The 25084-nt window shown below is 47.1% G+C and carries 13 protein-coding genes and 4 pseudogenes; 8 read left to right on the top strand and 9 right to left on the bottom strand.

Translation table 11 applies throughout. The features are described from left to right. Window positions 1-251: 251 nt before the first annotated feature. The 3 genes and pseudogenes from GWP40_RS13610 to GWP40_RS13605 all read left to right on the top strand — a co-directional run. A pseudogene (locus tag GWP40_RS13610) lies at window positions 252-389 on the top strand (SUMF1/EgtB/PvdO family nonheme iron enzyme); the annotation flags it as partial. 224 nt (window positions 390-613) lie between these two features. After that, on the top strand, window positions 614-784 hold the full coding sequence (locus tag GWP40_RS08825) for a hypothetical protein (protein ID WP_212565043.1): 171 nt from the start codon (window positions 614-616) through the stop codon (window positions 782-784). 506 nt (window positions 785-1290) lie between these two features. Further along, window positions 1291-2128, top strand: a pseudogene (locus GWP40_RS13605) (nuclease/transposase family protein). Between the two features lie 50 nt (window positions 2129-2178). On the opposite strand, the pseudogene polA reads toward GWP40_RS13605, so the two are convergent. The 4 genes and pseudogenes from polA to GWP40_RS08795 form a co-directional block, all read right to left on the bottom strand. Further along, window positions 2179-5050, bottom strand: a pseudogene (gene polA, locus GWP40_RS08810) (DNA polymerase I). A 168-nt stretch (window positions 5051-5218) separates the two neighbouring features. Continuing rightward, window positions 5219-6532 (bottom strand): sodium-dependent transporter, encoded by a 1314-nt coding sequence (locus GWP40_RS08805; protein WP_212565042.1) that lies wholly within the window; start codon window positions 6530-6532, stop codon window positions 5219-5221. A gap of 27 nt (window positions 6533-6559) precedes the next feature. After that, complete coding sequence (gene aroA, locus GWP40_RS08800; protein WP_212565041.1) at window positions 6560-7987, bottom strand: 3-phosphoshikimate 1-carboxyvinyltransferase; 1428 nt, start codon at window positions 7985-7987, stop codon at window positions 6560-6562. Window positions 7988-8006: 19 nt separating this feature from the next. Further along, complete coding sequence (locus GWP40_RS08795; RefSeq protein ID WP_230974356.1) at window positions 8007-10769, bottom strand: tetratricopeptide repeat protein; 2763 nt, start codon at window positions 10767-10769, stop codon at window positions 8007-8009. Window positions 10770-11107: 338 nt separating this feature from the next. On the opposite strand from GWP40_RS08795, the gene GWP40_RS08790 reads away from it, so the two are divergent. Both GWP40_RS08790 and GWP40_RS08785 read left to right on the top strand, forming a co-directional pair. After that, a complete protein-coding gene (locus tag GWP40_RS08790) occupies window positions 11108-12478 on the top strand; it encodes a PALP domain-containing protein (protein ID WP_212565039.1) in 1371 nt (456 codons plus the stop codon). 621 nt (window positions 12479-13099) lie between these two features. After that, the gene (locus GWP40_RS08785; RefSeq protein ID WP_212565038.1) at window positions 13100-14995 is read left to right on the top strand and encodes an InlB B-repeat-containing protein; all 1896 of its coding nucleotides are present in this window, start codon (window positions 13100-13102) and stop codon (window positions 14993-14995) included. A gap of 124 nt (window positions 14996-15119) precedes the next feature. On the opposite strand, the gene GWP40_RS08780 is transcribed toward GWP40_RS08785, so the two are convergent. From GWP40_RS08780 to GWP40_RS08770, 3 genes are all read right to left on the bottom strand, one after another. After that, a complete protein-coding gene (locus tag GWP40_RS08780) occupies window positions 15120-16019 on the bottom strand; it encodes a TPM domain-containing protein (protein WP_230974355.1) in 900 nt (299 codons plus the stop codon). Continuing rightward, window positions 16013-17128 (bottom strand): TFIIB-type zinc ribbon-containing protein, encoded by a 1116-nt coding sequence (locus tag GWP40_RS08775; protein ID WP_212565037.1) that lies wholly within the window; start codon window positions 17126-17128, stop codon window positions 16013-16015. Before GWP40_RS08775 ends, GWP40_RS08780 begins: the two co-directional genes overlap by 7 nt. A gap of 338 nt (window positions 17129-17466) precedes the next feature. Beyond that, the gene (locus GWP40_RS08770; RefSeq protein ID WP_212565036.1) at window positions 17467-18690 is read right to left on the bottom strand and encodes an SPFH domain-containing protein; all 1224 of its coding nucleotides are present in this window, start codon (window positions 18688-18690) and stop codon (window positions 17467-17469) included. 307 nt (window positions 18691-18997) lie between these two features. Between GWP40_RS08770 and GWP40_RS08765 the strand changes: the two are divergent. The 3 genes and pseudogenes from GWP40_RS08765 to GWP40_RS08760 form a co-directional block, all read left to right on the top strand. Then, window positions 18998-19717: pseudogene (locus GWP40_RS08765) on the top strand (glutaminase); the annotation flags it as partial. Between the two features lie 79 nt (window positions 19718-19796). After that, window positions 19797-19928 (top strand): glutaminase, encoded by a 132-nt coding sequence (locus tag GWP40_RS12860; protein WP_330997245.1) that lies wholly within the window; start codon window positions 19797-19799, stop codon window positions 19926-19928. 49 nt (window positions 19929-19977) lie between these two features. Then, window positions 19978-21390: an alanine/glycine:cation symporter family protein gene (locus GWP40_RS08760; RefSeq protein WP_212565035.1), complete on the top strand. Its 1413-nt coding sequence runs from the start codon at window positions 19978-19980 to the stop codon at window positions 21388-21390. Between the two features lie 188 nt (window positions 21391-21578). Here the strand turns inward: GWP40_RS08760 and GWP40_RS08755 are convergent, their stop codons facing one another. Together GWP40_RS08755 and GWP40_RS08750 are read right to left on the bottom strand one after the other, a co-directional pair. Beyond that, complete coding sequence (locus GWP40_RS08755; RefSeq protein WP_212565034.1) at window positions 21579-22061, bottom strand: hypothetical protein; 483 nt, start codon at window positions 22059-22061, stop codon at window positions 21579-21581. A gap of 157 nt (window positions 22062-22218) precedes the next feature. Then, window positions 22219-24612: a leucine-rich repeat protein gene (locus GWP40_RS08750; RefSeq protein WP_212565033.1), complete on the bottom strand. Its 2394-nt coding sequence runs from the start codon at window positions 24610-24612 to the stop codon at window positions 22219-22221. Between the last annotated feature and the right edge of the window lie 472 nt (window positions 24613-25084).

Here is a 25084-nt window from a genome sequence, read left to right as displayed (position 1 = left end):
AACTGCACCGATTAGCCGCTTTAGCGGCTCGAAAAATTTTTATGGGAATTTTCTATGTTTTAGGAAGCGCTCCATTGTACATTGTATTTGTTTAAGCGGTGCAATCTTTGCATGGATTTTGATTGCTGTAGTGGTACCCTGCCGTACAAAAGGAAACAAAAAAGAAAAACAACAGGTAAACAAATGGCGAAATGTATAATTAGGTCATTGATAGTGTAATGTATTAAACGGTAGGGACAAAAAAAGGTGCTGATTCCGGTTCTAACCGCGTCAAACGCGGTGGCAGCTGGAAGAATGATGCGAATAACGCCGCTCGTGCCTATCGGGACAACAACAACCCGGACAACAGCAACGACAATCTTGGCTTTCGTGTGGCTTGTCGCCCCTAGAGCTCACACAAATAGTGTGAACCGTCCCTGATGAAAAATGTACATCCGTGTACATTTTTCATCGACGAGTTTGAGGCTTCGCCTCAAACATCGCTACTGCATGGAACCAGCGGCATCCGTGCCGCTACTGAAAAACCAATTTTGCCGTGCACAAAATCAAACAGGTCAATATTACTTATTCAGAACGCCCATGGATGGGCGTAGTTTTAAGCAGAAACGAGTTTGTGAAAACAAACTCGCAGTTAACAAATGTACACGGAGGTACATTTGTTAACGATACCGATATCCAATTGCGAACAAGCGGTCGCGGAAATGTTGATTTAACCGAAGCTGCTAATATAGCGCAGCTCCGGTTAAATGCCGAGTTTGCCGTGCGGCAAACATCGCCTGTTTAAAAACGCTTTCGTTAAGCAATGCTTTACGAAAGCGTAACAATTCGGCAGCCTCGAAATTTGAAAATTTCTACGTTGCCGAATTTATAAGAATGCGTTTTTACGCGGGCATAAAATTATCGCCGTTACCAAAGAATTTGTCGCAACGGGAGAAAATAGTTTTTATTCAGAACTATGCTTTGTAACCAAGGCGGGTTCTTAGGGCAGAGCCCTAAGTCGCTCACTAAGGGGAGTACTTCCATGTACTCCCCTTAGTACGAGATTTGCGTCAAACGCAAATCTCGTTTCTGCATAAAATCACCGCCATCCGTGGCGGTTCTGAAACAGCTTGAACAGTCGCGGGGGGGAAGTGGTTAGCTGATGGGTAATGTGTAATTCAACAGGTGTTCATCTTAATTACACATTATTTTCCCCTGATAAAATAAGCATTTAATAAAAACTTGTAATTTTTTCTTCATTTCTTTAGCCATTTTACTCCGAAAGTCGCATAAGGACTGTAGGAGATGCGAATGACGAGAAAACCTTTTGAAGACCTAACTATCTCCGATGATTTTATGTTCTGTAAAGTGATGGAGTCCGAACCGATCTGTAAAGAATTTCTCGAAATGCTCTTTGCTACTAAGATCGATAAAATTACCTACCTGTCAACCCAAGATAGCGTTACCACTAAATCGAGTGCAAAAACCGTCCGGCTGGATGTACTGGTAAAAGACGGTGTCGGTACATCCTACGATGTTGAAATGTGTTTTCCGATAGACGTCCGTGTCTATCGGAAAACACGAGTTTTGCCATTCGGCAAAACATCGCTGCTGCTTGAAACCAGCGGCATCCCTGCCGCTGCTGAAACAGACTTTTCTAAAAAAGCCTTCCGTTAGCCTTTTGTAAATAGGCGGAGTAGATGCTAGGAGCGTACAAAAAACACCCGCAGGCGTACTTGCTGTACGTCGAGGACTGTTTTTTGTTAAGCGACAACGCAGATACCCGTATATTTTCAAAAGATACAAAAAAGATTATATTGAGAACGCCAAGGCGTTTAAAGAGACAGACAATCAAGAGTTACGAGGCTTTTTGCAGTATGTAATAACAGGCAAGGCAACTACGGCATACACAGGGAGGATAGAGCAGATGATACAGACGGTAAAACAGAACGAATTAGCGCGGAGAGAATACCACATATTACCGGCAGCTCTCATGGATGCGATGGATGAAGGCGAGGCACGAGGTCTTGCCAAAGGTTCCCGTCAAAAAGCGCTTGAAACCGCAAAGACAATGCTAACTATGGGGTATCCACTCAATGATATTTGTAAAATTTCGGGTCTCTCTCAAGCAGAAGTAGAAGCTCTATAAGAATCAAGCTCTGGAACCAAGGCGGATTCTTAGGGCAGAACCCTGAAACCTTAATGGAAATCTCCCCAGCAGCTGCCTGCTTCGATGCTGACACGGAGCGGGACGGCGAGTTCGACGACGTGTTCCATCTCTTGTTTTAACAGCGCTTTAACGGAATCGACTTCCGCATCGGGGGATTCGAGGATTAGCTCATCGTGTACCTGTAACAGGAGGCGCGCCTTTAACTGCTGCTGCTTCAATGCGCGATCTACACGCAGCATTGCCGTTTTGACGATATCGGCGGCGGAGCCTTGAATGGGCGTGTTGATGGCGATCCGTTCCGCTGCGGCGCGCTGCGTTTGGTTTCGGCTGTTGATAGCGCGGATGTACCGCCGTCTGCCCATCAGCGTTTCCACAAAGCCCTTTTCTGCGGCCGACTCTTTGAGCGTTTCCATAAAGGCGGATACTCCCGAATAGGTGGTAAAATAGCGGGTAATAAACTCCGCCGCCTCGGTGCGGGAGATGCGCAGTTGATTGGCGAGCCTAAATGCGCTCATACCGTACATCACCCCGAAGTTAATCACCTTTGCAATGCGGCGCATATCGGGGACAACGTTTTCAACCGGTACATTAAAGATGAGCGCCGCCGTTGCCGCGTGGACATCGGTTCCGTGCCGGAATGCCTTTACTAAATTTTCATCCTGCGAAAAATGAGCGAGGATAACCAGCTCGATCTGTGCATAGTCGGCGGAAATCAGTTTACAGCCGTCCGCTGCGTAGAACGCCTTGCGGATTTTGCGACCTTCTTCTCCTCTGATCGGAATATTCTGCAAGTTCGGATCGCGGCTCGAAAGTCTCCCCGTCGCAGTCCCCGTCTGAATAAAACTGGTGTGTATCCGCCCGTGTGTATCGGCAAGCAGGGGTAGCGCATCGGCATAACCTGATTTCAGTTTTGCGGAGGCGCGGTAATCGAGAATTTTTGCCGGAAGTTCATCGATGGCGGCAAGCTCCTCAAGCACGGAAATATCCGTAGAGTAGCCGGTCTTTGTTTTTTTACCGGTCGGCAGCTTCCGTTCGGTGAACAACACTTCCTGCAGCTGCTTAGGGGAGGCGATATTAAAGGGATGGCCGACCAGCTTGTAAATTTCCGCTTCGTCCCGTGCAAGCGTATCCGCCAATTCTTCCGAAAACGCAGCTAGCTCTTCTTTTTTAAGGAAAATCCCCTGTGCTTCCATATCCGCAAGGAGCGGCATCAGCGGCATTTCAAGCGTTTCAAAAAGTGTGGTCAAGTTTGCCTGCTCCAAGGCGGGCTTATATATGTGATATAATTGCAGGGTGAAGTCGGCATCCTCCGCTGCATATTCGGTCGCTTGCGGAAGGGGCACCGCCGCAAAGGTACAGCCCTTGGGGACGACGTCTTTATAGTTAATGCCCTGCAAGCCGAGCTGCGCTTCGGCAAGGTTCTCCAGGCCGAAGCTGAGGGTATCCGGTTCGAGCAGCCATGCCGCTATCATCGTATCGAAGAGACGGCAGCCGGCGCGGGTAAATATCTTTGCCGTCCGCAGCACCTGATAGTCGAATTTGCCGTTGTGCAACACAAGGGTGAGCGCTTCATTGCTCCAGAGCCGCGCGAGCAGTTTCTGTGCGGCGGCAAGGGGCATCACGGTGAAGGGCTGTTCACCCAGTTCGGGCGCCGGCGCTTTGAGCGGTACGTAGATACCGGTTCCGGCTTTTAAGCTGAGCGAAAATCCGACAAGGGCGTCGTATAGCGGGTTGAGACCGGTGGTTTCGCAGTCAAAGGCGGCAAAGCCCTGCGCTTCGGCTGCTGCGATAACGGCTTCGAGTTCTTCCGCGTCCGTCACAGTGCGGTACTCGCCGGTATTTTTACGGAGTTCCGCCGGTGCTGCACCGGTACCGGCTTCCGGTATGCCGTCAGCGCCGCCTATCGGTTTTGCACCCGCATTGCCTGTACCGGAACCGTTCTTTGCCGAACCGTTATCCGCTGAACTGCCGGTTGCTGCGATATTCGGCGCGGCAGCTGCATCGGCTGTGCCTGCTTCTTCGGCGGCCTTTGTGTACAGTTCCCCGAGGCGCGGCAGCTCATATTCTTTCAGCAGCGCGGCCGCCTCCGGATAGTGCAGCGCATCGCAGCGGTAATCCTCAATCGAGCCTTCGATGGGAATATCGGCGGCAAGCGTTATCAGTTTTTTTTGAAAAATAGGCGCTCTCCTTTCCGGCAGCCAATTTCTTTTGTACGGCTCCCGCAATGGAATCGATATGTTCATACACAGCGTCGAGCGTACCGTAATCCTGCAAAAGCTTTACAGCCGTTTTGGGGCCGATGCCCTTTACGCCGGGGATATTATCCGAAGTATCGCCGATGAGCGAAAGATAGTCGAGCATCTGTGCAGGCGCAACCCCCCAATGCTCCTTAACTTCTTCGATACCCCATTGTGCCAAGGCTTCACTCTTATCGGGTTTAAGCACCGAAACAAAATCTCCTACCAGCTGCGCCAAGTCTTTATCTCCGGAGATAATGACACAGCGGCGGCCTTCTTGTGCAGCGCGGCACGCAAGGGTTGCGATAATATCATCAGCCTCAAAACCGTCTTTGCGGAGGCAGGTGATACCGAGTGTTGTCAGTATTTTTTCGATATGCGGAATCTGCGCGTGCAAATCTTCCGGCGTCTTGTCGCGGGTTGCTTTGTATTCGGGGTACCATTCGTGCCGAAAGGTCGGCGTGCGGGAATCGAAGGCTGCAAGAAAATACTGCGGCCGATATGTTTTTAAAATCATCGCAAGACTTCTAAAAAAGCCGTAAAGCGCGGAAACATTTTCACCCGCCTTATTGGTCAACGGATGGCTGACAAAAGCGAAGTAAGAGCGGTAAATTAAGCCGTAGGAATCAAGCAGGTAGAGCGTGTCGTGTGTGTGCTGTGTCATGGGAATGAGTGTATCATAAAACGTCCCGCAGTCATAGCGGAGAGTATATATACAATTCAAGTGTTTCTTGAGAATCTTTTCCAAGCTTATATTGGCTTTAATGGCTTTTAAGGAACCTCTAAAAAACTAACCAATTCTTTAGAGATGTTCTATAGAAACTATAATACGCTATAGCCCCCCGAGGAAGATACCGGCAATCACTAAAATCAGGCATACGGGTACAAAGACATACTGCATATAGGGGGCGTACCAATTACCGACCTTATGCTTGGCATGAAGGTTGATATCCTCAAGTGTCCGCTGTGCTCCATATACCCAAAAGATGACAAAGGCCGCTGTAACTGCTGCGAGCGGAAAAATGATGATGGCGACAGTGTCGGTGAAGGTGCCGAATACCCTCATGTCAAAGTTGAGCGGTACGGCGATACATGCTGCTAACACGGTGATAATAATCGCCGCTTTTTTTCTGCCGATTCTGAATTTGGACATCAGCGACTCAACCGGTACTTCCAACATAACAATTGAAGAGGTGAGGGCCGCGAACATTGCGCAGAGAAAAAAGAGGATGCCGAAGATATAGCCCGCCGGCATGTGTGCGATAATTTTAGGCACGGCAATAAAGAGGAGCGCCGCGCCCGCTTGCGGATTGATTCCGAGCGAATATGCGACCGGAACAGTGAACAGAGCACACATGATCGAAGCAAGAAAGTCCAAACCTGCCGTTTGGCGGGCGGTACGGGGAACATCGGATCCCTCCGGCATATAGCTTCCGTATACAAGCATTGCAGCTCCGCCGAGACTGAGGGTAAAGAATGCCATACCCAGCGCATATATCCAGATTCTGAAATGACCGAATACTTCCCATTTAGGCCTCAGCATTATGGCAACTCCGCGTAACGCGCCCGGCAGGGTGAGTGCACGAATAACCATCACGGTAACGACGATGTAAAAAGTTGCCATCATCACGGTGGTAAAGCGTTCAATGCCTTTTTGGATGCCAAGACTGACGATCAGTGCCGTTGCAACAAGGGCGGCGAGTGTCCACGGAATATTGGCGGGAGTACCTGCAAAGGATTCGAAAAAAGCGGGAGGCATCGCTGGAAATGTATTGGTAATCGCCAGTACAAGGTAGCGCAGTATCCATCCGATGATAACGGTGTAAAATGATAAAATTCCGATAAGGGCTATGACCGGAAACCAACCGACGGCACGGAGTAGGGGATTCGTTGTTTTTTGCGCGAGAATCGATTCAAAGGCAAGTACCGGTCCTTTGCGCATCTTTCGTCCGAATGCATATTCTCCCATCAATCCGAATGCGGAAAAGCCGAATAAAAAAATGAGGTACGGAATAAGAAACGTGATGCCGCCGAACTCCGCTAAGCGGGCGGGAAACATCCAAATATTCGCCAATCCCATTGCCGAGCCTACGCAGGCAAGGAGCATACCGATGTTTGTTTTAAAAAGTTCTCGTTTTTGTTTCATTTTTTACCTCAATAATTTTGCGGCTGTTTACCTTACCTCTTTAAAAGCGGCGCCTGCTGCATTCATATCCTCGATAAACCGAGGGTAGGATATTTTTACACAATCAAAATCTTCTATACAAGAGATTTCGGAAAATTTTTCGGTATTTTCCCTCGTTGTATCCGATTGTTGCCCAGTATGATAACGTGCGGCAATTCCGCATGCTGCGACGGCGAGCATCATCGCGATGCGGTGGTCGTCGCGGCTTCGTACCCGTGCGGGATGGAGTTTCTGTCCGCCGCTGCCGTTTGCAGCGCTGCTGTTCCCGCCGCTGCCACCGATGCGGAGAAAATCGTTGCCTTGGGTGATATCCGCTCCGAATTTTGCGAGTTCTTCCGCCGAGGCAGCAAGCCGGTCGCATTCTTTAAAACGGCACACACCGGCGTTGAGCAGTAGTGTTTCTCCCGTACAAAACACGGCGGCACAGGCGAGGATGGGAACCGCATCGGGGATATCCGCACAGTCGAAGCGTCCGCCTTTTAATTCGCCGGATATGGGAAATACCGAAACTGTGCGGCGCTCCGTGTCGCAGCGGATGTCCGCTCCCATCGCTTTAAGGATCGAAAGCGCCTGCGAATCTCCCTGCGTGTCTGCGGGGTCGAGGTTAGTCAGCGTAAGCGCCGCATTGCAGATGACGGCTGCGGTCAGGGGAAAGAGGGCGGACGACCAATCGCCCGGTATCGTTTGCGTAAAGGCACGATAGCGCTGTCCGCCTTTGATTTCAAAATGGTAGTCGTCACAGTTCACTACCTCGATACCGGCAATGCGGAGCCAAGCGCAGGTCATCCTTAGATACGGACGTTCCCCGGCATTGTTAAAGGTAATGCGGCTCATCCCGTTTAAAAGCGGCGCTGCAAGGAGGAGTCCCGTTACGGGCTGGGAAAAGGGACCGTCGAGTTGATATGATCCGGCTGGCAGCGGGCCGCAAAAACGGAGCGGCGGGACTTCCATGCTGCCTGTACCGTTCTTAATACTTGCCGTCGAGTACGGGATGCCTGCTTGCCGGTATACTGAAAGGAGCGGTTCCACGGGGCGGCTCCTAAGGGATTCATCTCCGGTGAGACACACCGGTGCATCGGCTGCGGCAAGGATCATACCTAAAAAGTAGAGGAGAGAACCCGAGTTGCCGAGGTCGAGAATGCGTTCCGCGGCACCGCGCTCTGCGGAGGCGAGGAGACCGCCGACTGGCGGCGTAACTTTGAGCACGAGCGGATTATTCGATACTTCCGTAATGGTAACGCCGAGCTGCCGCAGTACCTGTACGGCGCTTTCCATGTCTCCGCTGATAAGGGGCGCGGTAATAAACGAAGTACCGTTCGCTAAAGAAGCGCAGATGAGGGCGCGGAGCGTATGGCTTTTGGAAGAAGGCGCCGTCATCGTTCCGCAAAAAGACGGCGTACTTACTTTGAGATTCATTATGATACAGTTCGTTCCGTTATCCAGTTGTTTTTTTTGTTCGAGGCTTTTTTATCGCCGCTTTTTCGGTTTTTGTATCGGCCTTTTCTTCTGCGGTAGACTCAGTCGCTGCCGTTCTTTTTTTGCTTACAGCGGACTTGGTTCTTGCAGGAGCCTTTGTGTCCGCAGCAGACTTAGCAGATGCAGCTTTTTTTGCCTTGGTACCGGTAGCGGGTTCTGTTGCGTCCGCTCCTTCTTTGCCTGCAGCAGACTTGGCGCTTGCCCCTTTTTTTGTCTTGGCGCTGATAACGGGTTCCTCTACATCCGCCGCAGATTTGGAAGCTCTGCTTGTTTTTTTTGCCAAAGCTGTCTTCTTGGGCTTTTGTTCGGCTTTTGGCTCTGCGGTAGGCTGAGCGGTTGTACCGGTATCCTGCAAGAGGGCTTGTTCAAGCGCATCGACACGTTCCGACGTTTCGTACCGTTTAAGCTGTACAATCTGCGCTTGCGCCTGCTCGAACCGTTTTGTGTTGCGGTACACACAGGCAAGATCATAGTGTAGGTCGGGACTTTCAGCAAAGGATTCAAGCCCTGCCCGTAACGTTACCTCCGCACGGGCATAGTCGCCTTTTTGAACGGATATGGATGCAATCAGTTGATATATCCGGACGGACGGCTGGATATCGAGCGCCTTAACCAAACCGTCATCGGCCTCGTTGAGGAGGAAGAGCGCATAGTCGTTTTCGGCCTTATCGGTGAGAAGCTCAGGATTTTTCGGATCGAGTTTTAATGCCTTATAATACCACTGCTGCGCTTCTTCGCGAGCATCGTCGTCGGCAAATGCATTCGCTAAGGCGTGGAACGCAGCTGCCCGATTCCGTTCTACCGCGAGGTCGGCGGTTCCGTTTTCAATATCGAAGAGGGGGAGGCACTTTGCAAGCTGCCCCTTCCTGCGTTGTACTTCGAGGTAATTTACCAATAGGGATACTTCATCGGGCAGCAGCCTGCGCGCTTCCGCGACTGCCGCTTCCGCTTGTTCAATATCGTTTTCGCTCAATGCTGCTAATGCGCGTAAATTATGCACCCAACCGTTTTGCGGATCGGCGGCAAGCGCTTGTTCCAATACCGGTTGATATTTTCCGTTACTTAAAAAAAGCGCTTCCGCTAACCGGAACTGATATAATCCGTATTCGGGTTCAAGGTCACACGCTTTTTTAAATGCTTTGACCGCCTCTTTCGGTTCATCTGTTTTGAGCAGCAGTCCGTACAGGTACCAGTCGGCAGAATCTTTTGAACCTTTTTTGCACGCCGTTTTGAATTTGAGCAAGGCATCATCGTATCTGCCCACTGCGTAAGCATATTTTCCGGCAATCGAAAGCGTTCGGGGATCATTCGGCGCTATACGTTCCAATATCGTAATAACTTCCGCAAGGTCATCGTAGGCCTCCTGCTGTAAAAACGCGCGCGCAGCCTGCATATATGCATCTACCGCTTCCGGCTTTTTCCCGCAATCGTAGAGTTCATTCGCCTGATGGAAGGCAAAAAGCCCCTGATCGGGACTGATTGTGAAAGCTCGCCGGTATGCTTCGGCCGCTTCTTGGTGCTTTCCCAGCGCATGGTATAAATGTCCTTCAAGGTTTGAGAGGAATGAGGATTGCGCCATCATCGGCTTTGGAACTTTTTGCAGTAAACGCTGTAAATCTTCATACCGTTCAGCCCGATAGTAAATGCCGCCGAGCTCCGCAAAAGCTTCCTCGTTGGAGGGATTCGCTTCCAAGACCGATTGAAATTCCCGCTCGGCTTCGTCAAGCATCCGCTGCGCAAAATAAATGCGGCCTGCCAGTATCCGATCCGCTTCTTCCGGCTCCTTTAACCGCGCTGCAGCCCGGAGCTGGAGCAGGGCAGGGACATACCGCCCCATCGCATAGAGCGTTTTTGCAAGGCTGATGCGGGCATCCGGCGGCACAGCAGAAAATTCGTTTGCGTCCGTGTATGCCGTTTCTACCGTCATCGGGATGGAGTTTAATGAAAAGCGGGAAAGCTGCGCGGTAACCTGCGGGTAAGTTTCCCAGTTTTGAATTGCAAAGGCAATTTTTCCCGCTGCCTGAATGGTATCATCCTCACAGCAGGCAACCCAATGGCCGTTTATCAAAATGGTGATGGTCGTATTATTCGCGATCAGTTTGATTGAGTACGCACGTTTTGTATCCGCTTCTCCTTTATGATTTGAATAGTCTGAATCAGGGTGATCTGAACTATGATGATCTGAATCATGATGATCGATATCGGAATGAGCGGAACCGGGGATTTTTACCCAGCCTAGGAGGGGCATCGGGGTGCTGTTGACGACCGCATCGAGCCGTACCCATCCCGCATCGGAGATCATCAGTGCGTAAAAGGTACTTTGGCTGATATAACGGAACAGGATTCCGGCAGCGAATCCTCCCGCCTTATCGGTTGGTGTGTCCTGTCCGTCCGGCTTTTTTGCAGGTTCCGGCAAACGGATATCCGCTTCGATAATCACATCCTTATAGCGGAAGACCGGATTCACCGTCCACGCATAGAGATGCTTTCGCTGCGCTTCAAGCCTCAGTCCTCCCGTATTGTTTCCGTCAGGCTCAGGTGGCGTAAAGGTAGCCGTATATCCGTCACCCGTTTCCGCAGCAAACCGGCAGTTTTCAGGCTTGGAAAAATCGGCCTGCCATTGTTCTTCGACAATCTCTTCATAATCAATCGGAATTTCTTCTTTAGGCTTCCGCAGATTTTTGAGTTTACTTTTAAAATAATCGATGTAAAGTTTGAACATCCCCATACATTAAAAATAGCGAAAAAGAGAAAAAAAGTCTATCGAGCGGAGGAACGGGGTAAACGCATCAGACATTTGGTGCATGTCCCGCAGAATAAATAGGCTGTTCAACCAGAGTTGAACCTCTTCGCGGTTCAAATGGTCTCACAGCCTGTTTATTCTGCAATATATGTTTACCTGTCGGATGCATTTATCTATCACCTGAAAAAAACTGCACAAAATTTTTGACAAAATTTTGCGCGGAAGAAAAGCAATCGCTTTAAATATTTCCAGTGCGATTGCTTTTAAAACATACGGTATATGATTGAAATCACGGTATATCTATGCTATAAAGAAATATGCAACCGTCCATATCTTTTTATAATGTGAGAGAGCCTTCCATATATCTTCCTTTAGAAACGGTACTTAAGATAAACAGTGCGGAAGGGGGAAATTATATTCCTCGTCAGATACCGATTTTACCCGATTCGCTGATATATAAAAATCCTCCGCCGTCTTTTCGTGATGTTGCATTTGAAGTGTTTCGAGCATTTTTTCGGGATGTTATTCCCGAATCCGATTTATACACCCTTATTGCACGCGCGTTTCCTTTCAGGGTTCCGGTGTTTCCGATCGATCCCCGTACTTATATCATTGAACTTACCCATGGAGATGGCGGGTCTTATACCGATTTCGGCGCTCGGTTTACTGCGCAGCTGGTTGATTATTTCTATCAGTGCAGCGGGCAGCCGGTGCATATTCTTTTTGCGGGAACAGAGCTTGAAACGCTTTCGCTTGCAAAAGCATTTTCCGAGTTTGAAGATATTCATGCAACTTTTTTATATCCTCAAGATTCGAAAGATACTTTTCAGACTATGACAAAACAGCAAATTCTGTTGCTTCCCAAAAATATTCACACCTTTTGCGTCAACGGCTCTCTGGCAGACTGTAAAACGATGGTTCAAGAAACGGCAGTAGATGCTGATATTATCGGTTCGATGGAGTTGTTTATTCCTCATGCAGCACATATCGGCTATCTATTATCGCAGGTGTGTTGCTGTATGTATGCTGCATTGGCGGTACTTTCACGAACCGGTTATGATAACAGTATTGAGCAACCTCAGCTGATTATCGGTACTTCGTTAAACCAGCCGAACACCCTCAATGCTGCCGTACTTGCAAAAAAAATGGGAGCGCCTATAAACGGTTTTATTACAACAGTCAATGCTTCTTGCCGTATTCCTGAAAGAGACTATGAAGGAGAATGTCGACGCTTTAGGATGCTTTATACGCAGAGTTCTCCTGAAAGACGTACCCCGGAAGTCGCCTTATTTCGATTTGATCAGGATTCTGTGTTAGAGGCAATGCGCGACTGTAAAGATCGGACAGGGTATATTATCAGTTCCGACGTCGCAGAAGTATGGCAGGCGTGGGGTTCGATAAAAAACGGTCAAGCGATAGCGGATGGGCATAATCCTGTCGAAAACTTTTGTATGAATACCGGTTCGCTGCCCCGTTGGGTATCCGATGAACACACTGCGCATTCATGCATCACGATTATCCCGGAAATAACGCATCCTGCATTTCATTCTGAAGCGGTGAGAACGGCAACGGGAATATACCCATCGGTACCCACTCGCTTGGAATATAATCCGCAAATAACAGATGTGCCGGTACTTGAATGTTCATCCGCAAAAAATTTAAAAGATTGGCTTTTGTCTCTTGTCTAAGGAAACGCTGATTAATTCGAATGCAAAATAATCAGCATTTCCCTAATAGCCACTTAACTTTTCTCTTGCGTTTTCGGATTTTGGACTCTATAATAATACATATGTTGAGTCGCAGAATTGGATTATCACAGTATAAAAATCTTATTTCCAAAGCGGACACCATATCGGAGCAAAATCGGTATACAGGGCTTGACACGCTCATAGTCGGTAATACAATTCTCACAGCTCACAGCTCACAGCTCACAGCTCACAGCTCACAGCTCACAGCGAATCTTATTTAGATAGTTTTTTATCTTCTCCTTACAAACAGCATCATCACCTTTCCGCAGTTTTAAGTCTATCGGATACGAATCAAGATACGCATATTCCTTTTTCTCATGGTGTACATAAACAGCTTTTTTGCGTCCCGGAAAATGCCATGCGTTGCTGCGAAAGGCTGTAGAGTAGGATATTACAAACACTTGTGCAATACCGCTTTATATCGCTGGGGTCGGCAGTCGGTCATATCAGGGTAAGAGAATTATGAAAACCGTTTTTTGCGGTTGCAGCATACTAATTAAGGGAGATTTTATGATGAAAATGAATCTAAATAAAACGAATATACTTAGAGGATGGGCAACAATGACAGTACTGGCTATTGCCTCGTTGTTCATGTTTACGGCATGCCCGCGTTCGACAGACAGTGTGGTGCCCAATGAAGTGCCGACCGTGGATAAATTTACGGTAAATTTTAGTGTAGACGGCGAACACGGTACGCTTACTGCAAAGGTAAACGATGTAGCGATCGGAACCGGTACGAAGGTGGAGAAAGATAAAAAAGTAAGCTTTACGGCAACGCCTGATAAAAACTATAAAGTAAAGGAATGGAGGGTAGGTGGCTCTGCTGTTACAGGTAATACGTCAAGTTCTTATACGCACACCGTCACAAAGGCTGTAGAGGTCAAAGTCTCTTTTGAATCGCTTCCGGTAGGTCAAGCTTCTTATATAGTACAACACTATAAAGAAAAATCGGAAGGAGGCTATTCTGTAGTGCCATCGGATACTGAAAGTTTACACGACACTGCAGGAGCAACTGCTGTATACACTCCTAAAACTTTCGAAGGTTTTAACTACAATTCGTCGCTTACGAAAATAAACGATTCCGTACAGACAAGCGGGACAATAAACGCTGATGGCAGTACTGTTGTAAAACTCTATTACGAGCGCAAAACGGTAAACGTAACCTTTAAGCTTAACGGCGGAAACGTAAGCGGTAATACAGCCGATATACCCCTAACAGGTAAATTCGGAACAGCATTTACTGCTCCGGAACCCGTCAAGGCGGATGCCGAGCTTAAAGGATGGAATCCCGCGTTGCCTTCACCTACAACATTTTCTGCGGCCGATACGACATATACGGCACAATGGCAGATTACGTCAGGCGGAGGTGGAAAAATCTTCATCAAGTATAATGTTGAGAACCTCACTGTCAGATACGAAAAAAACGATCGGTATGAATTATTGCCACCGAATTCCGAAGTCTCTGAAGGTACGTTGTTACGCTTTCGAGATAAGAATATCCCTGCGGGACAGCAAGTTGATAAGTGGAAGGTAAACACAAAAGAACTCGACTACGATGACTACACGGTTAACGTTGCCGATGCAGTTAGCGACGGTTCGAATAAAGTTATTACGGTAACGTATACCACTAAGCCCGCTGCCGCGGTTGTTGTAAAGTTTGACGAGAGCAAGGTCGAAGTGTATAAAAACGGCAGCGGTACACTCAATAACGGGGCTACTGTTTACGAGGGCGTCTCACTTTGGTTCGGGGTTAAAAGTCTTCCTACCGGTCAGGTTTTCGACAAGTGGCTTATCAACGGTACTAAAGAGGTCAAAGAACATTATCTCTATACGGTAAACATCGCCGATGCGGTTCCCGACGGTTTGGATAAGGTTATTACGGTAACCTATACAACCAAACTGTCAGCCGGTTCTGTTGTTATTAAATTCGATCCTACGCTTGTGAAGGTAGTGGCTCCTCTTTCCGGTATGCATGGCATAACGACCGGACAAACGATCGATGCAGGTACCCAATTGCGTGTTTATCCGCAGGTACCGGGCGGCATAGACATAGATAAGATATTTTTTAACACAAAAGAGTATACGTATAAACCCGATAACAGCTATTCGCTTGATATAAACGATGCAGTCCAAGAGGGCGGCAACAAGGTTGTCCGCATCGGTTTTACCGTTAAACATCCGCAAGTACTGACTGCGCAATTTACCCCTGCTGCATCAATCGAGTGTAGAACCGTTACCGGTGCACCAATCACTTCGGGCTATGAAGGCCCTGCCTATCTGTATGCAATACTGAAGGCAAAATTATTACCCGGGCAACAGGTAAAGCATTGGGAAGTCAACGGTACAAAAATTCCCGGCTCAGAAGGACAGACAATACTTGAAGGGCAGGCAAACCCCGATTTTGCTGTGGAAGAAGGCGGTAAAAAAGTCGTTAAAGTCAATCTTGTTTTGGAATAGCACTGTTTGAACAGACGATCTAATCCCCCGATGCGCTGTGTCGGGGGATGTTAATTGAATGATATTCATGAACCTCAAAAAACCTTGAGTTTTTTAAGATGCCCGAAAGGCACCCGCTTAAAACTTAAAACGATCTTCCGCCGCCGCCGTGAGAGCGTCCGCTTGACGACGTATGTGTGGAGCTTCCGGAGCTGCCGCTTGAATTGTTTTTAGGCCGTACCGTGCTTATCGTATTGGTACTGATGAGCGGATCGTTTACGGAATCAAAATGTACTTTTGTTTGCTCCGTCCGATTGTAGTACGGTTTTGCGCCGGCGATTTTATAGCGTTTTAATAAAACCAAGAAACTGATTAAAAACACGAAAACACCGGTTCCGAGGGCAAATAAGAGACTGCTTTTCAGTTTTGCAGCAGCTGCTTGTTCCGGTGATTGGATTATGGTGTTCAGCTTATCGATATATGCATTGATACCGGCGGCATAATTTCCATCCGCCGCTCCTCCGTCGATGAGCGCATCGAGCAGATCATCAATACGGGAATCGGTAACGGTATTGATAGTACGCTTACCTGAGGTTGAAATATGCGCTTTTCTTCCGCTGCCGTCGCCGTATCCTGTTACGATTAAAAGCAAGATTCCATCGCGGTCTTCTCCGTAGCCGTAGCCGCCGTAATCAAAGAAATCATCTGCATAAGCTTCCGCCGTCAAATCACCGGTGTCGGGAACCAGTACCACTGACGCATCCGTTTTTTCGTTTTCGGAAAATTCCGTAAAGCGTGCCGCTATTTCCTGTTGTTCGCTGAGCGTCAGGATGCCTGCCATATCGACGACTGCTTTTCCGCTATATTGTTGAATCGCGGCGAAAAGTTCGTCTGCATTCCAGTCAGTTGCTTTCTCATCCCATTCGTCTGCATCACTCGGGTCTGCACAGAGCATAAAGGGGAGCAAGCAGCAGAACAAAATCGTCATAAACCGTTTTTTATAGGTATGTTTTTTTGAACATACCGGTGTCATCATCGTTACCATATAAACATCCCTCCCAAGAACATGAGCACGCCGAATACGACGCCGAGAAGCCCCGATGTCAGCGCTACCTTTGCCTTATCCAGCGGCAGCTCCCCGCAGGTTTTACCGGTTTGACCGTTTACGGCAAATACATACGGCTTACCGTGATAGATGTAGGTAAGAATCCACGAGGGGAGTAACACATACCGTTGATCGCGGACGGAATACGCGGTTGAATCTTTTTCCGATTCAAAATGAGTACAAGTCGTTGACTCTTTGATAAGTGCCGCTGCGGTTTGTTTTGCTTGTGTCATTAATGCAGGTTTTATTGCTTCTTTATCTTCGGTGTATTGTTCGGCAAAAAAGCCCGCTAAATACCCTGCGGAAAAAGGCTTCATCTCCGCTTCATCATAGGGAGTAATGGTATTGAGTAACGATTCGTCGATTTTTGAAAACGCAAGCTTTTGCAGGTTGTTTACGGCGATATCACCGGTGCGGTCGATTTTGTATTTATCGGTTTTTACATAGTCACGGTCTCCGCTTGACCAGCGGGTAACGTTCACACCGACCGCATGGTAGTCCACCTTTGCATCGATATCCGCCTGCCAGTAGGGGAGGTAGACGCCGGTAATTTTTTCCTGCTGCATTTCACTCGTAAAGCCTTTCGGGGTAAATTTCTTTTTGCCCGCCCATTGCAAGAATTTCTGTATGGCGATCTTTTTATCGACCTTAAACGGGATAATGCGGTCGGGTTTAAAATCGCCCTTGAGCCGGTCGGTTATAACCACCGGGCTGTGGCAGTAGTAGCAAAACACGGCCGTCGAGGTATCTCCCGCAACAACTTCTGCGCCGCAGTTGGCGCATTGGTATGCCTTAACGGTCTGTCCGCCTTTTTCAGTGATGCCGGTTCCGAAAGCTGCAACCCTATCAGCATTTCCGCTGTTTATCGTGCCGGATTCTGCTGCATTGCTGTCCGCTCCGGCGGTTTTAGCTTGCAGTTTTTCGAGATAGGCAGTCAGTTCTTCTTCCGTATGCTCGGTAAAACAGTATCCGCATTTAAATTTGCCCAATCGCGGGTTAAACTCAATCGGCGCCCCGCACGCAGGGCATTTGTAGTTTATTATACTCATCTCATTCCTCTTACAAGGTAACCACATCAGACTTTTGAAAATATGCACACCGTCTACAGCGTTACTGCACAAAAATAACTGCTCGACGTACAACAAGTACGCCTCCGCTTTATTTTTGCTCGTGCCTTGTATCCGGTGCCACTATTTTCAAAAGTATTGGTTATACACAGTCGTCTCTTATTCTGCGGAATTTGATTTATCCATCTAATGTGTTTACCCTTCTTCTGAAACATAAAGCGAAATTTTTTCAAAATTTCGCGGAACAAAGAAGCCAACTGCTTGGAATATTTTCACTGCAGTTGCCTTAAATCCGCTTAATTCTAAGATTTGCGGTCGTGCTACAGTTTAGCGCCGCACTCGGAGCAGAATTTTGTGCCCGGTTTGACTTCTGCGCCGCATGAGGGGCAATTATTTCCTGCCGGTTTCGGCGTGCCGCATTCCGCGCAGAACTTACCGGTATTCTTATGTCCGCATTCGGTGCAGAACCATTCGCCTGCCGCTTTTCCTTGAGCGGCTTGTCCCGCCGCGGCGGTTTGCTGTGCAGTATGTTGAGTTGCTTGCTGCATTTGCATCTGCTGCATATTGGTTTGGCTTGCCTGTCCCATAAAGTTTCCGCCTGCGTTCATGCCCATTCCCATGCCCATGAATGCCATACCGGCGCCTGCCTGATTGGAACCTGCTGCTTCCATACCCCGCGCAATAGCCCCCTGCACATACCCTTCACGGATAGAAGGATCGCCGAGCATTGCGCCTTTGTTTCTCATATTGATGAGTTCTTTGGAGCTGTCGTCATACGTGATGCTTGCGATACCGACCGCCAGTACCTCCATACCGCGCAGGTCTTTCCACGAATCATCGAGAATTTGCGACATGTGCTTACTGAGGATCGTTCCCTTTGACGGAATAAACGAAATCCGCTCACCTTCCATCGACATCTGGCTGATTGCTGCCTGCAATGCCTCTAAAAATTCGGTTAAATACTGCTCGTTGATTTCATCGATATGTACGTGCGTTGCATTTCGGGGGCAGGCTTCTTTAAAGAATTTGATAGGATCGGTTATTTTGATAGAGTAGTTTCCGAATGCCCGCAAAAAAAGCTCCGCATTATAAAAATTATCAAAATACTGGAGCGGATTAGGCGTACCAAACTTAATGCCTTTGATTTCCTGTAAATTGATATAGAATACTTCCTGCTTCATCGGTGTTGTTCCGCCGAATTTAAAGCGGCCGAATGTTTCTTTTAAGGCATCGCCAAAACTACCGCTGAAAAGGGAGGGCGCGGAACTGTTATCAACCTTAAAATATCCCGGCTCCGCCGTGTAGTCGATAATTTTTCCGCCGTCTACCAGCATCATAAACTGATTTTGATTAACGTGAATAATCGACCCGTTGGAAATGACATCGCTTGAGCCTTTGGTATTCCTGTTGCGCTTATCCGTGCGTACCGGTACACCCTTTGCGAGTACAATGCCCTCACCCATATCATCCGCTTCGACAACTTCAAGCCACTGATCCGCTAAACCGCCGCCTACTGCGCTGACTGCCGCTGTTATCAATCCCATCGTATTTCTCCTCTTTTGTTTGTATGATCTCTATTTTATAAGCTCTATATTAGTATAGAAATGAATAATCGGTAAAGGGGGGGCTGGGCATCTTCTAAAAAATATATCGAATTAAACTAATACTCCCGATGCGGAGCATAGAGGCAAAACATCATGCATTAAATCTTTTACACGAATAAATAAAAATTTATTGTTGCATTATAGATTATTCCATTGTACAATAATCATCATAACGAATACCCCCGCAGCGATTTTAGGATAACTATGGGGCAAAAGATAGACTGCGTATAACGATGTAAGGAGTGTTATGGTGGAGATACGAGATATTTTACAACGCGCGTATGAATATGGGGTGCAGTATGTTGATAATGGGGTGGTTGCGGACTATATCCCCGAACTCGCGAAAGAAGATAAAACTAAGGTCGGCGCTGCGCTCATTGACACGGATGGCTCCTTATATGAGACGGGTTCTTCGCGACACAAGTTCAGTATTCAAAGTATTGTTAAAATTATCATTTATCTCTGCGTGCTTGAACACTATGACTTTGATTATATTCAAAAGTTTATCGGCGTAAAACCCTCCGCCAAACCGTTTAACAGTATCATTGCGCTGGAGCTGAGTAATAAGAATATTCCGGTTAATCCGTTTATCAATGCCGGCGCTATTGTCGCAACGTCGCTGTTATATGAAAAATACGGCAATAATACATTCGAGATGATTCTTAACCGGACACGCGAAATTGTCGGAAATGATAAAATCGATTATAGCAGGAGCATTTTCAATTCGGAAAGCTCTTCCGCTTTTGCAAATAGGGCGCTGACCTACATGCTGTTGAATGGCAAAATCATCCCTGCAGACGTTAATGTAGAAGACTTGTTAAACGTGTATTTTAAAAGCTGTTCGATTTTAGTCGATGTGCGGGATTTGGCGCAATTGGGATTTGTGCTGTCGAGGGATGGTAAAGACGGAGAAAATAAGCAGCATTTGAGCGAGGCTCATGCGCGGATATTACGAACGATTATGGCGACCTGCGGCACCTACGATTATTCCGGAGAATTTGCAATCAGAATAGGTTTACCGGCAAAAAAGCGGGGTAGGCGGGGGTATTGTTACCGCATCACGGGCGGGCTATGGCATTGGTGTCTATTGTCCCGGGTTGGATTCACACGGGAATTCTTATGTAGGGACGCGGATTCTTGAATTTATTGCGCGGGAATTAAACTTAAATATTTATTAAAGGCATACCGATAAAACATACGATAAATCGTTATTAGGAGGAAAAAAGTATGTTGGAAATGTTAGGCGCCATTATTGCGCCAATTAACAGTTTACTCTATTACCCCATCTTGATCATTTTGCTGCTGGGGGTAGGGATTTATTTTACCGTCCGTTCGGGATTCTTGCAGGTGCGGTTACTCGGTGAGGCGTTTAGGGTTACCGCCGAAAAACCGATGAGGGAAGGTGATGTATCGTCGTTCCAGACATTGATGGTAACAACCGCATCAAGAGTCGGTACCGGCAATATCGTCGGTGTTGCAAGCGCTATTTGCTTAGGCGGTTACGGCGCGGTTTTTTGGATGTGGATTGTTGCGATTATCGGCGGTTCTTCTGCCTTTATCGAATCGACACTAGCACAAATTTACAAGCGCCGTGATGAAAACGGCGGCTGCTACGGAGGCCCTGCGTATTATATCGAAACGGCCTTAAAGAGCAGAGCGCTCGGTATCATTTTTGCCGTCAGTCTTATTCTTACGTATGCAATCGGCTTTAATATGCTTGCGGCGTTCAATTTACAAACCAGCTTTACCGTCTATAGTTTTTATGACCCGAAAGTAACGCCGTGGATTATCGGCGCCGTATTGGCAGTTATGACCGGCTATTGCTTACTTGGCGGCGGAAAGCGTATCTTGAAAGTAACTTCTGTCTTAGTACCGATTATGGGTGCAATTTACGTTGTTGTTTCTCTCGTGATGGTTATTATGCATATTTCAGCAATGCCCGCGATTTTCTCGCGAATCTTTGCCGATGCATTTGATTTTAAAGCGATCTTCGGCGGTGTTGCCGGTTCTTGTATGATGTACGGTATTAAGCGTGGACTTTATTCCAACGAAGCCGGTATCGGTTCGGCGCCGAATGCTGCAGCGACGGCGCTTGTCAGCCATCCTGTTAAACAGGGACTGGTACAGATGCTTTCGGTATTCCTCGACACACTTATTATCTGTAGCGCAACCGCCTTTATGTGTTTTAGCGCCGGTATCGAGCCGTCGGAGTCCTTAAGCGGTGCGCCGTATGTGCAGGCCGCCCTGTCCTCGCTGATGGGGAATTTCGGAAACCACTTTATCACGTTCTCTTTGATATTGTTTGCTTTTACAACCCTGCTCGGAAACTTATACTATGTTGATGATAACCTTTCCTATATTTACGGCAAGGTTCCCAGCAAAACCTTTATGCTGGTGTATAGAATTTTTGCGTCCCTTGTCGTGCTTTTCGGTGCAGCTCATAAACAAGCCTTGGCATGGGATATCGGCGATTTGTTGATGGGTATTATGGCCTTGATTAACTTACCGGCAATCTTCCTTTTAGGTAAGACCGCAATGAAGGCTTTGAAAGATTACGAAAAGCAACGGAAGGAAGGAAAAGACCCTGTATTCCATGCAGCCGACATCGGTATGCAGGAAAAACTGGATTTCTGGAATTAACGTTTTTAATTTAAAAAACGGATACGGACGCCTAAAGATAAGAAATTTTTAGGCGCCCGTTATATAAAAACCGTATCCCCTGATGTTCTGCCTCGGGGGATGTTGATCAGAAAAACATGCCGCACCTTTCAACAATACGCTCGTAAAAGATGTGGCGGGAAAATTATGCATCGCAAAAACAGCTTCTATCAAGGTGTGGAAGAATGTATAATCACGTCGTAGTCAATAGAAATATGAGCGTTCACTTCTTTGATAGACTTTATAGCATCTTTTAATGTTTGATTCTTAGTCCTATTCATAATCTCGTCAAAAAATACCTTATATGCACTATAAAAAGAAGCTATACCTTGAGCGGATTGATCTTCCCATAGAAATCTGTTGCTAGCATAAGGATTATTTGGGTATCCCTGTGTGACAGAACGTAGCGGGCGTAGATTATACCGGTCATGATGCTGTCGCATTTTCTGAATTAAGTCCGCTTCCAAAATATTTTGACCGGTAGGATCTTTGATGTATTCTTTGCATATAAAAATATCTTTTTGCGAATCTTCTTTGCAAAAAAATACTTCTCCATGTATGGCTGTATCATCTTTCCATATTGCAATAATCCCTAATACATCGCCGATAGGATAGGCTTCACTCTTTAAAAAAATTTTTATGGAATCATTCATTTTTTGTCTCCTGTTTTAGTTGTGGTTCAATTCTCATTGTTGTATTCCTTTTGAAATGCCGCACCTTTCAACAATACGCTCGTAAAAGGTGCGGCGGGAAAACTCTTGTCTAACAGGCAATTACCGTAAGCTATCTACAATAGCTGCCCCTTATGTATTATTGTTTCTGCCAAGTGTATTCCCAGTAAGTATCTCTCAAATACGTTGCAGCTTTTGAAGTATCTTCCAAGTCAGCTTGGTTGATGTTCTCGGTAGTGTTGCCATCTTTACTCAGAACTTTCCATCCTGATGGAGCCTTAAAAACCGCTCTGGTAAGTGTTTCGCAACCTATGAATGCCGCGAGTTCGATTTCAGTAACGCTATCGGGTATGGTAATACCGGTAAGGTTTGTGCAACGAGCGAATGCCTCGCCTCCGATTTTAGTAACACCAGCACCGATAGTAACAGCACTCAGCGCAGAGCAGTTCGAGAAGGCACCGTCACCGATTTCAGTAACGCTATCGGGTATGGTAATACCGGTAAGGTTTGTGCAATGAGCGAATGCCCCGTCTCCGATTTTAGTAACGTTATTACCAATAGTAACAGCACTCAGCGCAGAGCAGTCCAAGAAAGCAATGTTACCGATTTCAGTAACGCTATTCGGTATGGTAATACCGGTAAGGTTTGTGCAATGATCGAATGCCGCGTGTCCGATTTTAGTAACGTTATTACCGATAGTAACAGTACTCAGCGCAGAGCAGTCCGAGAAGGCACTGTTACCGATTTCAGTAACGCTATCGGGTATGGTAATACCGGTAAGGTTTGTGCAATGAGCGAATGCCAATTGTCCGATTTTAGTAACGCCTGTACCGATAGTAACAGCACTTAGCGCAGAGCAGTTCGAGAAGGCAAGGTTACCGATTTCAGTAACGCTATTCGGTATGGTAATACCGGTAAGGTTTGTGCAATGAATGAATACCAATTGTCCGATTTTAGTAACACCAGTACCGATGGTAACAGCACTCAGCGCAGAGCAGTCCGAGAAGGCACTGTCACCGATTTCAGTAACGCTATCCGGTATGGCGATACCGGTAAGGTTTGTGCAATACTTGAATGCCCATCGTCCGATTTTAGTAACGCCTGTACCGATGGTAACAGCACTCAGCGCAGAGCAGTCCGAGAAGGCACTGTTACCGATTTCAGTAACGCTATCGGGTATGGTAATACCGGTAAGGTTTGTGCAATGCTCGAATGCCGCGTGTCCGATTTTAGTAACGTTATTACCGATAGTAACAGCACTTAGCGCAGAGCAGTTCGAGAAGGCATTGTTACCGATTTCAGTAACGCTATCGGGTATGGTAATACCGGTAAGGTTTGTGCAATGAGCGAATGCCGCGACTCCGATTTTAGTAACAGTATTCGGTATTGCAAGGCTTCCGACCAGTGCATTTCTATCCGTTACACCAGTGAGCCTACCGGTTGAATCGATTTGCAGTAGCGAAACATCTGCGGTCTTTTCTTTAAACGTAACGCTGACGGTGGTATGTGCAGTTACCGTCAATCTTGCCTTATTTTTATCAGCGCTGTCTTGTGTCGCACCCGTCCATGCAGCTACTTCGTATCCGGTATCCGGTATTGCGGTAAAGGTAAGTACGGTGTCCTTTGCAATGATGCCGTCGGCAGGCAGCGGAGGATCAACGTTTACCGTACCGTGTTCACCTTGATTAAGCGTTATCTTATACTTTTTTATCTCCGGTTTCTTTTTAAACGTAGCGGTTATGGTTGCATCTGCCGCTACGGTCAGCGTTGCCTTATGTATATCAGCGTTGTCAGGTGTTGCCCCAGTCCAGCCGGCCAGTTCATATCCTTTATCCGGTGTTGCAGTGAAAGTAAGTTTTGCGTATTGCGCAACCATACCGTCTTTGGGCAGCACAGGATCAACGGTCACCGTACCGTGTTCACCTTGATTAAGCGTTATCTTATACTTTTTTATCTCCGGTTTCTTTTTAAACGTAGCGGTTATGGTTGCATCTGCCGCTACGGTCAGCGTTGCCTTATGTATATCAGCGTTGTCAGGTGTTGCCCCAGTCCAGCCGGCCAGTTCATATCCTTTATCCGGTGTTGCAGTGAAAGTAAGTTTTGCGTATTGCGCAACCATACCGTCTTTGGGCAGCACAGGATCAACGGTCACCGTACCGTGTTCACCTTGATTAAGCGTTATCTTATACTTTTTTATCTCCGGTTTCTTTTTAAACGTAGCGGTTATGGTTGCATCTGCCGCTACGGTCAGCGTTGCCTTATGTATATCAGCGTTGTCAGGTGTTGCCCCAGTCCAGCCGGCCAGTTCATATCCTTCATCCGGTGTTGCAGTAAACGTAAGTTTTGCGTATTGCGCAACCATACCGTCTTTCGGCAGCACAGGATCAACGGTCACCGTACCGTGTTCACCTTGATTAAGCGTTATCTTGTACTTTCGTATATCAGGTTTGGCGCTCTGCGGACAACCTGCCATCATTACTGCACTTGTCAATAATACAAGCGCACCCAGTAGTGAAGCGACTCTTCGTTTCATAATAAAACTCCTTTATAATAATGTGGAATTGGTAATTGATAATGGCTACGTACGAGATGTATTGTGAAAGCTTGGCAATAGAAAACGCATATTGAAATTGGCAAAAATATAACCGCCAAGCACGCAAAGAACGCAAAGGTTCTGAACAGAAAGAACTTATCAGATACTCCTGCTCCACTCCTCTGCGTCCTTAGCGGCCTCTGCGGTTTATTTTTTAATGCAACCGCGAATCTCACAAAGAGCGCAAAGGTTCTGAACAGAAAGAACTTATCAGATAGCTCCCTTACCTTTCTTTGCGTCCTTTGAGGCCTCTGCGGTTTATTTTTTAATGCAACCGCGAAGCACGCAGAGAACGCAGAGGGTTTTATATCTACGTTTTGTTTTTGTGTGTAAACTGAGAAAAAATGATGATGTTTATAGGGAAAAGATAAAAGATTATCTAAATAGAATTCACGCTGTGAGCTGTGAGCTG

It is taken from the genome of Treponema vincentii (assembly GCF_018336815.1).
Classification (GTDB): domain Bacteria; phylum Spirochaetota; class Spirochaetia; order Treponematales; family Treponemataceae; genus Treponema.
The sequence above is the reverse complement of the archived record's forward strand: the minus strand, read 5'-3'. Positions and strand labels throughout refer to the sequence as shown.

Coding starts and splice junctions, on each gene's coding strand:
- GWP40_RS08790 (WP_212565039.1), top strand. CDS start 11,108: ATGCAACCGTCCATATCTTTTTATAATGTGAGAGAGCCTTCCATATAT.
- aroA (WP_212565041.1), bottom strand. CDS start 7,987: ATGAATCTCAAAGTAAGTACGCCGTCTTTTTGCGGAACGATGACGGCG.
- GWP40_RS08755 (WP_212565034.1), bottom strand. CDS start 22,061: ATGAATGATTCCATAAAAATTTTTTTAAAGAGTGAAGCCTATCCTATC.
- GWP40_RS08805 (WP_212565042.1), bottom strand. CDS start 6,532: ATGAAACAAAAACGAGAACTTTTTAAAACAAACATCGGTATGCTCCTT.
- GWP40_RS08750 (WP_212565033.1), bottom strand. CDS start 24,612: ATGAAACGAAGAGTCGCTTCACTACTGGGTGCGCTTGTATTATTGACA.
- GWP40_RS08775 (WP_212565037.1), bottom strand. CDS start 17,128: ATGAGTATAATAAACTACAAATGCCCTGCGTGCGGGGCGCCGATTGAG.
- GWP40_RS08785 (WP_212565038.1), top strand. CDS start 13,100: ATGACAGTACTGGCTATTGCCTCGTTGTTCATGTTTACGGCATGCCCG.
- GWP40_RS08760 (WP_212565035.1), top strand. CDS start 19,978: ATGTTGGAAATGTTAGGCGCCATTATTGCGCCAATTAACAGTTTACTC.
- GWP40_RS08795 (WP_230974356.1), bottom strand. CDS start 10,769: ATGTTCAAACTTTACATCGATTATTTTAAAAGTAAACTCAAAAATCTG.
- GWP40_RS08780 (WP_230974355.1), bottom strand. CDS start 16,019: ATGGTAACGATGATGACACCGGTATGTTCAAAAAAACATACCTATAAA.
- GWP40_RS08770 (WP_212565036.1), bottom strand. CDS start 18,690: ATGGGATTGATAACAGCGGCAGTCAGCGCAGTAGGCGGCGGTTTAGCG.